The following is a 9,994-nucleotide window of genomic DNA, read 5'->3' on the forward strand; positions in this document are numbered from 1 at the left end:
AACTTACCAATACTGATGTGATTATCAAGATTTAGTAAGTTTTATGATTCGGTTAGGAAAACATGACTAGTAAAATGACGAGAAAGCTGAGCAGCCTGTTCAGCGCCCTGGTTTTGCTGTTCGGCCTGCTCGCTGCCATTCCGGCCAGCCTGCAGACTGTCCACGCGGCCAGTTCAATCAAGGTAACAATCAACGGTACTGATTCAAAGTACAATGGCTATCAGCTTTTGAAGGCTGAAGTCGGTTCTGACGATGCCGTAACTTACACTTTAAACAGCAAGTACAAGGACATCGTTTTAAAGGCCGCAAGTGACGCCAGCGGTAAAACCGTCAGCGACTTTGATGGCTTGAAGGATTTCATCAAGGCTCACTCCAAGTCAGACAACTCAACTGCGGGTGAAGACGCAACCTTGCGGAAGTTCGCTGACGCTGCCTACAAGGGGATCAGTTCAGCCAAGCTGGAAGCTGACCAGACCTTCAAGAGCGGGGAAAACACCCTGTCTACTGACAACGCCGGTTACTACCTGCTGGCTGACGCGACCGCGGACAATGCAAGTGACCCGCACAACTACTCAGCAACTCTGCTGACTGGCCTGGTTAACAAGGACGTGACTCTGAACGTTAAGTCCACCACTCCAACTGTTCACAAGAAGGTTCTGGAAGGCAACCCGGGTGCTACTAGCTCAAGAGACTATGTAGACGCTACTGACTACAACATTGGCGACACTGTTCCATTTATGGTTACTGGGACCATCTCCAGCCAAATCAAGTCATACGACAACTACACTTACTACTTTACTGACACCCTGCCAAAGGGCTTGACCTTGGACGAAAGCTCAATCGTTGTTCAAGCTGAAAACGTAACTTCTGGTTATGCTAAGGGGATCAACGCTACTGGCGCTACTAAATTGACCAAGGGTACCGACTACACTGTAACTACTACTAAGAACAACGACGGCAGCACCACTTTCAAGGTTGAATTGACTGACCTTAAGAAGCTGGTTGAAGCTGGCACGGTTAAGACTAGCGACACCATCGTCGTAACTTACAACACCAAGCTGAACGAAAACGCCGTAGTCGGTCAAGCTGGCAACGTCAACAATGTTAAGCTGACTTACTCCAACAACCCATACAGCAACGGTACTGGTACGACTACCAACAAGAATGCCAAGGTTTACACTTACGAACTGGTAGTCAACAAGACTGGTAACGGCAATAAGCCATTGACTGGAGCGGGCTTTACCCTGCAAAAGAAGGATGGCGACACTTACAAGACTATCGCTACTATCAACCCAGACAAGACTACTGACAACAGCAGCATTGTTGCCAAGATCGTTGACGGGACCAAGTTCCAATTCTCCGGTCTTGACCAGGGTGAATACAAGATCGTCGAAAGCACGGTGCCAAAGGGCTACAAGAAGGCTGACGACATCGAATTCAAGATTTCAGCAACTTTTGACAAGCAAAACTCTGCTGATGCTGCTTTGACTTCACTGTCTGTTAATAACTCTGCCTTGTCAGCTGACACGGCTTCAGGCGTCATCGAAACCACTGTGAACAACAAGTCCGACAGCGCCTTCGTTCTGCCAAGCACTGGTGGCATGGGCCGCTACATCTTCCTGGCAGCAGGTGCCCTGGTGGTTATTGCCGCTATCGCAGCTCCAAGCTTGAAGAAGAAGCGTGCAAACTAAGAGAAATACGCTGATCATTCGTTTAGTGGTCATTTTGGCCGGCTTTGCCATCTCCCTGTACCCAATCGTCAGCGACCACTTCAATACTCAAAACAGTGGCCGGAAGGCTGACGCCTACGCGAAGCTGGCGGCCAGGCAAAACAAGCGGCTGAAAGCCAACTTGTTTGCCAAGGCCAGAAAGTATAATAGGCGGCTAGCTCAAACGCCAGCCGCCTTTTATCATCCCAAAATTATCCCCGGCTACTGGCAAGACCTGGTGGTGCCATCAACAGACGTGATGGCTTATGTCGATATTCACAAGATCCGGGTCCATCTGCCGATTTATCATGGCACGGCCAAGGCAGTCCTGGGGGATGGGATCGGTCATATGGAAGGCACCAGCTTGCCGATTGGCGGTAAGTCGACCCACGCGGTTTTGGTCGGCCACCGGGGCCTGCCCAGCGCGACGCTATTTACGGACTTGGATGAGCTCAAACTGGGTGACCATTTTACAGTGACTGTTTTAGACCGGAAGATCAGCTATAAAGTCGACGCGATTCATGTCGTCAAGCCGGACAGCTCTAAATATTTGAAAGTTGTTAAAGGCAAGGACTATTGCACCTTGCTGACTTGCACTCCTTACGGGATCAATACCAAGCGGCTTTTGATCAGGGGAGTCAGGGTCAAGAATCCGGCAGAGAAGACCAAGGATGCCTTCCATTTGCCGCTTAAAAAAGTTGTATACTATAGTGTAGTAGCCTTGATGTTCCTCCTGGTTCTTATTTGGCTGGGCCAGCTGATAAAGGAACACAGGCAAGAAAGACATAAATAGAAGGAGGGTGGACAGCTTGCTTTCCAAGTCGAACAAAGTTGGCTTGTTAGTTGCCTTGCTCAGCTTGTTTTTAGCTTTTGCCGTGGTCAATCCTGTTCAAGCAGCTGATACTGGCTCATTGACAGTGCAGATGCGGGACCAGAAGACTGGCAAGGCGATTTCCGGCGGGAATTTAGTGGTTTATCAAGTTGCCAAGCTTGATTCAGCGAAAAAGTATCAATATACCAGTGACTTTGCCGAAATGAGCCAGGATATTGCGGGCATGTCGCAAAATGAGATTATGTCGGCGAATTTTGCCCGCAGTCTGGCTAATTATGTTGCTGACAAGCAGCTCAGCGCGCAGACAACTGAGATTTCATCCAGCGGGGATGCCTCAATCAACCTGGAGTCAAACGCGGTTTACCTGGTAGTGCAAACGACCAGCGCTGCTGGCTATGAGAAGATCAACCCCTTCTGCCTGGTCTTGCCATATACAATTGACGGGCAGACGGTTAATAATATCGTAGCTCAACCAAAGGACACCCAGAAGACGCCGTCTAATCCGGCCACACCTAATACGCCAAGTACGCCGTCTTCTTCAAGCTCAAGTAACCGAAAGGTTTCAAGCAAGCCGCAGTATCCAGGCACGCCAACGATTACGGCTAAGAAGAAGACCAGCAAGAGCAATGGCAAGACACCGACAGGCAGCACGGTCCCGACTTTGCCGCAAACTCCGCGCTTGCCGCAGACCGGGCAATTGAACTGGCCGATCCCACTCTTTGCTTTGGCGGGCCTCACCCTGTTTGTCTGGGGCTGGGCTGATCAGAAGAAAGGGTAAAAGATGAGAAAAAAGGGCAGAATCAAAATGGCGCTAGGAGCCATCTTTATCTTGCTGGCCGGCTTATTGCTGGCTCACAACCTAATTGAAGACTACCGCGCCGGCAGTTCTGCCAAGGCAATCGTCCGGACGCTCGAGCAGACGCCAAAGACTGAGAAATCAAGCAAGAGCACGATTAAAGTCAACGGAACAGCCTACAGTGGTTATCTCAATTTCCCGACTTTGAACTTAACCCTGCCGGTAGCTAGCAAGTGGCGCTTCAGCCAGCTGGAAGTATCTCCGGCGACTTATACGGGGACGGCAGAAGACCGGGACTGGACCGTGGCCGGGCACAATTTCGTGAACCACTTTGGCCGCTTGAACCAGCTGAAAGTCGGCGACAAGATTTATTTTGAAGCCGCAACTGGCCAGCGTTACGTCTACCAGGTTCAGAAAATGGAAGTCCTGCAGCCGACCGCCATCAGCAAGATGGTCCGCAGTAAGTACGACCTCAGCCTATTCACATGTACTTATGACGGCACGACCCGTTTTACAGTCAGATGTCATTTATTACAAATCAAATAAGATTTCACGCAGCAATCCTTTTTGGATTGCTTTTTCTTTAAATTTCGGGCAAACTGAAGTGGTTTGACTAGGTTTTTCATGTGATTTGTAAGATAATAAACTTAATCCTTTGTGAAATCGCTTTGCTGGCGGTTGCAGAGTTATAAAAAGAAGATTAGGAAAAGAGTGTAATTGATGAACAAGGCCCATAAACGTATCGGAATGCTGCTGATTGCCATAATCGCGTGCTTGATGATCATTCCAGTCTTTGAGCCCCTGCCGGAAGTCGGCGGCAAAAGCAAGGTCCAGGAGCATCCCCCTAAGAAGGAGCGGGTCGCCAAGAAAGAGAACAACAGACCCTACGCTGACCCAAGCGACATGCGTCCGATGACCGGCCGCTACTACCTGTACTCCAGCGAAACCAAGCGCAAGTACCCTGACCTTGCCAAGTATAAGAATGTCTGGATCCGCGTCTCTATCCTCGGGGCCCGGGCCTATGTCATGTCCGGCAAGAAAGTCATTTACACCATGTATGCTTCCCCGGGCGCGATCAAGAAAAACGGCGAAAGCCGGACCCCGGTCGGCAACTACCGGATCCAAGAAGAAGCTGGTGAGGTCTTTTACAACAGCAACGGGGTAGGGGCCCGCTACTATGTTTCCTACCACCAGCACGGGGTCTACCTTTTCCACTCAGTCCCGATCAACAATTTTGGCTCCGGGGTTAAAGTTGGCCAGTACAACTATGGCTACAAGGGCGGAGCTCACTTGACTACCCTGGGCAAGAAACCGGACAGTCATGGCTGCGTCCGTTTGTCGGTCAGCGATGCCAAGTGGCTCTATGAGCAAAGGCTGAGCGGCGGCCTGCCTGTTGGCAGCAAGGTTGTCCTCAAAATGCGCTAGGAATTCCGCATAGAGAAAGCGAACACAAATATTTTTGGTATAAAGCGCTTACAGGCAAGAATTTGTTTGCTCAAATATTCATTATTGGGTACAATAGAGTCGTAAGAAGCTTAGGAGGTATTTTTATGGCTTATTTCGTTAACGGTAATGACATTTTTAAGAAGGCTCGTAAGGAACACTACGCTGTTGGTGCCTACAACACTAACAACTTGGAATGGACCCGCGCTCTTCTTCGTGGTGCTGAAGAAACCAGAACTCCATTGTTGATTCAAGTTTCAACTGGTGCTGCTAAGTACATGGGTGGCTACAAGCTCGTTAAGGACTTGGTAGAAGACTCAATGGACTCAATGAACATCTCAGTTCCAGTTATTTTGAACTTGGACCACGGTGACTACGACTCAGCTGTTGAATGTATCAAGCTTGGTTACTCAAGCGTTATGTTCGACGGTCACGCATTGCCAACTGAAGAAAACTTGGCCAAGACCAAGGAAATCATCAAGCTGGCTCACGAACGCGGCATTTCTGTTGAAGCTGAAATCGGCAAGATCGGTGAAAACCAAGGTGCCGGCGAACTTGCTTCAGTAGAAGACGCTAAGGCCTTCGTAGCTGCTGGCGTTGACAAGCTTGCCTGCGGTATCGGTAACATCCACGGTGTTTACCCAGAAGGCTGGAGCGGCTTGAACTTCGACCGTCTTAAGGAAATCGCTGAAGCTGTTCCTGAAACTCCACTTGTATTGCACGGTGGTTCAGGTATTCCTCAAGACCAAATCGAAAAGGCAATTTCTTTGGGTATCTCAAAGATCAACATCAACACTGAATTCCAACTTGCATTCCAAGAAGCTACTCGCAAGTACATCGAAGAAGGCAAGGACCAAGACAAGAGCAAGAAGGGTTACGACCCACGTAAGCTGCTCTTGCCAGGTACTGAAGCTATCACTGACTCAATGAAGGAAATGATCAGCTGGATGGGTACTCCATCAATCGACGACAAGGAAGCTGACGCTTCATTCGACAGAAGCTCACTTAACGAAGAATAATCTGAATCTTCAGAATTTTCTTCATGTGAAAAGGCTCTGTAACAGCATTTGCTGCTACAGGGCCTTTTCTTTTGTTCTTATTAAATTTTTGCTGTCATTTGTCCAATCTAACTGTAACCTGGTCAAAGCTGTAGGGCTTGACAAAGGTCAGCTGCCAGCCGGTTAAAGCTAAGTCTTCGCCGGCAAAATTTGGGTTGTAGAGGGGATCACCCACGATCGGCCAGCCTGAGGCCGACAAGTGGACCCGGATCTGGTGGGTCCGGCCGGTTTCCAAAGTTACCAGCAGTTTAGCCTGCTTTTTCTCCTCGTCTTTTTCTAAGACCTGGAAGTGGCTGACCGCCTTTAAGCCGTCAGCTTTGACCTGCCTTTTTCTTTGATCAAACGGGTCTTGCCCGATCGGCAGGTCAATCGTGCCGCTATTAGGTATTGCTTTGTTTAAATCAACCGTGGCCAGGTAGTCTCGTCTTAAAGTCTTGCTGGTCAGCTGCCGGTTTAAGATCGGGACGACAGCGGGATTTTTAGCGACCAGCAAGAGCCCGCCCGTCAGCATGTCCAGCCGGTGGACGATATAGGGACTGTAGCCTAAGTAGCTGGCGCAGTCATTAAGGGCAGTCCCGTTTTCGCCTTGGTTGGGGTGGGTCTTTTGCCCCTTGGGCTTGTCAATGACTAAAACATTTTCGTCTTCATAGACGACTTTTGGCATTTTTCCACTGGCCGGGTAGTCCCCCTGGAGGGATTCCACCTGGTCTAAGTAGAGGTCAACTTTTTCATTGCCCTTGACCAGTTGGTTAAAGCTGCGGTATTGGCCATTGACTAAAACCTGCTTCTCAGTTCTTAGATAGTGCCGCCACTTGCGGGGAATCAAGAGCTGCCTTAGAAGGTCGCTGACAGAGACGGGAGGACGGTCTGCGGGATAGATTAAGCTGAAATGATAGATCATGACGGGATTTATTTTCTTTCTAAAAACCTTATTAGCGCAATTAAGAAATGGATAACTTGCTTCTCGGAAGATAGCCGCGGGCAGCTTTTATGTTAAAATCAAACTGTTTAGACTATGTTCTAACGAAGGAGCAGATATCAATGGAAAACAGGCGCAAAGCGCGTAAACAAATGAACGACTCCCAGCCCAAAAAGGGCTTGTGGGGATGGCTGAAAAGGATCAACTACCGCTTCCAACTGATAAGATGGTTGATTTTGATCGTTTTGAGCCTTTTTTTAGCTGTATCTTCTTATTATACCTTTAAAGTCAAAACAGCCAACCTGTCCAACCTCCAGGCGTCCCTGGCCAAGACCACGGTCATCTATGACCAGAATGGCAAAAAGGCCGGATCCGTGTCTTCAGGCAAGGGGACCTATGTCAGCTTGAGCAAGATTTCCCCCAATGTCCAAAAGGCCGTAGTCGCCACCGAAGACCGGACCTTCTGGACCAACATCGGGATCAGCCCGAAAGGCATTCTCCGGGCGGCGGTCAGCTATGTCATCCACGGCGGCAATATCGCCGGGGGCGGGTCGACCATCACCCAGCAGCTGGTCAAGAACTCCATTTTGACCCAGCAGCAGACCCTGTCCCGGAAGGTAGAAGAAATGTTCTACGCCATCCAGGTGACCAAGGTCTATTCTAAAAAACAGATTATGGCCATGTACCTCAACAATGCCTACTTTGGCAACGGGGTCTACGGGGTCCAGGACGCCAGCCGCAAGTACTTCGGCAAGAACGCCAGCCAATTGACGGTAGCTGAAGGGGCAACCTTGGCCGGCATTTTGCGGAACCCTTCCTACTACAACCCAATCGATTCCCTCTCGCACTCAGTTTCCAGAAGAAACCTCATCCTGCAGCTGATGGTCGACAACAAGTCCATCAGCCAGAAGACCGCCAACCAGGCCAAAAAAGAGGGGATGAACCTGGTCGACACTTACAAGGCCACCAGCGGCTACAAGTACCCTTACTACTTTGACGCCGTCATCTCTGAAGCCATCAGCAAGTATGGCCTCAGCGAAAACGAGATCATGAGCAAGGGGTTGAAGATCTACACGACCCTGGACCAAAACTACCAAAAGTCCATGCAGGCCAGCTTCAAGAATAAATACAACTTTCCGACCAACCCAGCCGGCACCTCCCGGGCCCAAGGAGCCAGCGTGGCCATGGACCCCAAAACCGGGGCAGTCAAGGCCCTGGTCGGCGGACGCGGCAAGCACGTCTTCAGAGGCTACAACCGGGCCACGCAGATGCAGCGCCAGCCCGGCAGTGCCATCAAGCCCCTGGCCGTCTACGCGCCGGCTTTGGAGAACGGCTACCACTATGACTCAGATCTCTCCAACAAACGGCAGAAGTTCGGCAAGAACGGCTATGAGCCGGTCAACGTCGACAACCAATATTCGACCACGATTCCAATGTACCAGGCCCTGGCCCAGTCCAAGAATGTCCCGGCTGTCTGGCTTTTAAACAAGATCGGGGTTTCCACCGGGGTCAGCTACTTGAAGAAGTTTGGCATTACCGTCTCAAAGAGCGACCAGAACCTGGCCCTGGCCTTGGGCGGGGTTTCCACCGGGGTCAGTCCCTTGCAGATGGCCCGGGCCTACTCGGCTTTTGCCAACAGCGGGAAGCTGCCGGACAGCTCTTACATGATTACCAAGATCACTGACGCCAGCGGTAACGTGATCGCGGAAAACAATAATACCGGGACCAGCCAGATCATTTCAGCTGACACGGCCAAGGAGATGACCCAGATGCTGCTCAGCGTCTTCACTTCCGGGACAGCCGTTAACGCCAAACCAGCCGGCTACTCAGTAGCCGGCAAGACCGGGTCTACTGAAGTATCTTTTGCATACGGGACCAAGGACCAGTGGATCGTCGGCTACACCCCGGACGTGGTCGTGGCTACCTGGGTCGGCTTTGACACAACCGACAAGAACCACTACATGCAGGGGATTTCTGAAACCGGGATCACCACCCTTTATAAGGACGAAATGACCAGGATTTTGCCTTACAGCAAGCAGACCAGCTTCACCGTCCAATCGGCCGATTCCATGGCCCAGAGCAACGGAACTTCCAGCTCTTCGTCAAGTTCATCGGGCTGGAGTCAGAAGCTGAAAGAATCGATCAGCGATGGCGTAAAGAATGCCGAATCAACGATTCAGTCATGGTACAATAAGATTACTGGAAAATAAGCAAACAGTATTTTTATGGAATAAAAAAGGAGAAAAGAAAAAATGGTCAACATTTACGACACTGCCAACCAATTAGCTAACGACTTGCGGGAAACCCAACAGTTTGTTGCTTTGAAGCAAGCCATGGACGCCGTTAAGGCAGATGCTGACAGCCTTGCCTTGTTCAAGGAACTGGACGCTGCCCAAATGGAAATCATGGAAGCTCAGCAAACTGGCAAGGAACTGACTGAAGAGCAGCAAGACCACTTCAAGAGCTTGAACGAACGGGTCGGCCAAAACACCACCTTGCAAAATATGCTCTTGGCAGAACAAGCAGTTTACACCCTGCTCAATGACGTACAAAAGAATATCGGCCAGCCCTTGTCTGAAGCATATGAGGATTTGAGAAAAGCCTAATCATGAAATTCATTCATTTAGCTGACGCGCACTTAGATAGCCCATTTCGTGGACTATCTTTTTTGCCAAACAGGGAATATGCTGAAATCCGCCAGTCAGCAGCCCAGTCCTTGACCCGGATCGTGGACCTGGCCTTAAAAGAAGAGGTCGACCTGGTTTTAATCGCCGGCGACACCTTTGACTCAAACAAGCCCTCTCCGGCCAGCCAGCTCTTTTTAGCCCGGCAGGTAAAGCGGCTGACTGACGCCCAGATCCAAGTGGTCATGATTTTCGGCAACCACGACTACATGACCCGGCAGGATCTTTTGGTCGAAAACAGCCCATACTTCTGCCTGTTGGGCGACCAGGAAAAAGTTGACCGGGAATTTTTCAAGACTAAAAATGGCTTCTCCTACAACGTGACCGGCTTTTCCTACAGCCAGAACCACATTGAAGAAGACATGCTGGGTCAGTTCCCGGAAAAAGAGGGCTATACAATTGGTCTTATGCACGCGGCCCAAAGAGCGGCTAGCGGGAATGTCTACGCTCCTTTCGATTTAAGCAAGATGAAGGAGCTGGGCTATGACTACTTTGCCCTAGGCCACATCCACGCCCGGCAAATTTTAAGTCAAAAGCCGCTGATCGTTTACCC

Annotated in this window: 10 protein-coding genes; 9 read left to right on the forward strand and 1 reads right to left on the reverse strand. The window is 50.2% G+C overall.

Features of this window, described 5'->3' with window-relative positions; all coding sequences use genetic code 11:
- Positions 1-74 precede the first annotated feature (74 nt).
- From ACI32D_RS02965 to ACI32D_RS02990, 6 genes are all read left to right on the forward strand, one after another.
- A complete protein-coding gene (locus ACI32D_RS02965) occupies positions 75-1,691 on the forward strand; it encodes an isopeptide-forming domain-containing fimbrial protein (protein ID WP_439775162.1) in 1,617 nt (538 codons plus the stop codon).
- The gene (locus ACI32D_RS02970) at positions 1,681-2,502 is read left to right on the forward strand and encodes a class C sortase (protein WP_439775163.1); all 822 of its coding nucleotides are present in this window, start codon (positions 1,681-1,683) and stop codon (positions 2,500-2,502) included. Before ACI32D_RS02965 ends, ACI32D_RS02970 begins: the two co-directional genes overlap by 11 nt.
- A 16-nt stretch (positions 2,503-2,518) precedes the next feature.
- Positions 2,519-3,319, forward strand: coding sequence for a pilin N-terminal domain-containing protein (locus tag ACI32D_RS02975; protein ID WP_439775164.1), 801 nt, complete (start codon positions 2,519-2,521; stop codon positions 3,317-3,319).
- A 3-nt stretch (positions 3,320-3,322) separates the two neighbouring features.
- Complete coding sequence (locus ACI32D_RS02980; protein WP_439775165.1) at positions 3,323-3,883, forward strand: sortase; 561 nt, start codon at positions 3,323-3,325, stop codon at positions 3,881-3,883.
- A 174-nt stretch (positions 3,884-4,057) separates the two neighbouring features.
- Entirely contained in the window at positions 4,058-4,762 is a 705-nt protein-coding gene (locus tag ACI32D_RS02985; RefSeq protein WP_439775166.1) for a L,D-transpeptidase, read from the forward strand.
- A gap of 125 nt (positions 4,763-4,887) precedes the next feature.
- The gene (locus ACI32D_RS02990) at positions 4,888-5,799 is read left to right on the forward strand and encodes a ketose-bisphosphate aldolase (RefSeq protein ID WP_439775167.1); all 912 of its coding nucleotides are present in this window, start codon (positions 4,888-4,890) and stop codon (positions 5,797-5,799) included.
- A gap of 94 nt (positions 5,800-5,893) precedes the next feature.
- On the opposite strand, the gene ACI32D_RS02995 is transcribed toward ACI32D_RS02990, so the two are convergent.
- Positions 5,894-6,739, reverse strand: a complete 846-nt coding sequence (locus tag ACI32D_RS02995) for an RluA family pseudouridine synthase (protein WP_439775168.1) — start codon at positions 6,737-6,739, stop codon at positions 5,894-5,896.
- A 170-nt stretch (positions 6,740-6,909) separates the two neighbouring features.
- Here ACI32D_RS02995 and ACI32D_RS03000 point away from each other — a divergent pair, with 170 nt between their 5' ends.
- The 3 genes from ACI32D_RS03000 to ACI32D_RS03010 form a co-directional block, all read left to right on the forward strand.
- The gene (locus tag ACI32D_RS03000; protein ID WP_439775171.1) at positions 6,910-8,967 is read left to right on the forward strand and encodes a PBP1A family penicillin-binding protein; all 2,058 of its coding nucleotides are present in this window, start codon (positions 6,910-6,912) and stop codon (positions 8,965-8,967) included.
- Positions 8,968-9,009: 42 nt separating this feature from the next.
- The gene (locus ACI32D_RS03005; protein ID WP_439775169.1) at positions 9,010-9,363 is read left to right on the forward strand and encodes a YlbF family regulator; all 354 of its coding nucleotides are present in this window, start codon (positions 9,010-9,012) and stop codon (positions 9,361-9,363) included.
- A gap of 2 nt (positions 9,364-9,365) precedes the next feature.
- Positions 9,366-9,994, forward strand: a 629-nt coding sequence (locus tag ACI32D_RS03010; protein WP_439775170.1) for a metallophosphoesterase family protein, incomplete at its 3' end; no start/stop codon positions are given.

Origin of the sequence: Lactobacillus sp., assembly GCF_051873315.1 — a bacterium.
Taxonomy (GTDB): domain Bacteria; phylum Bacillota; class Bacilli; order Lactobacillales; family Lactobacillaceae; genus Lactobacillus.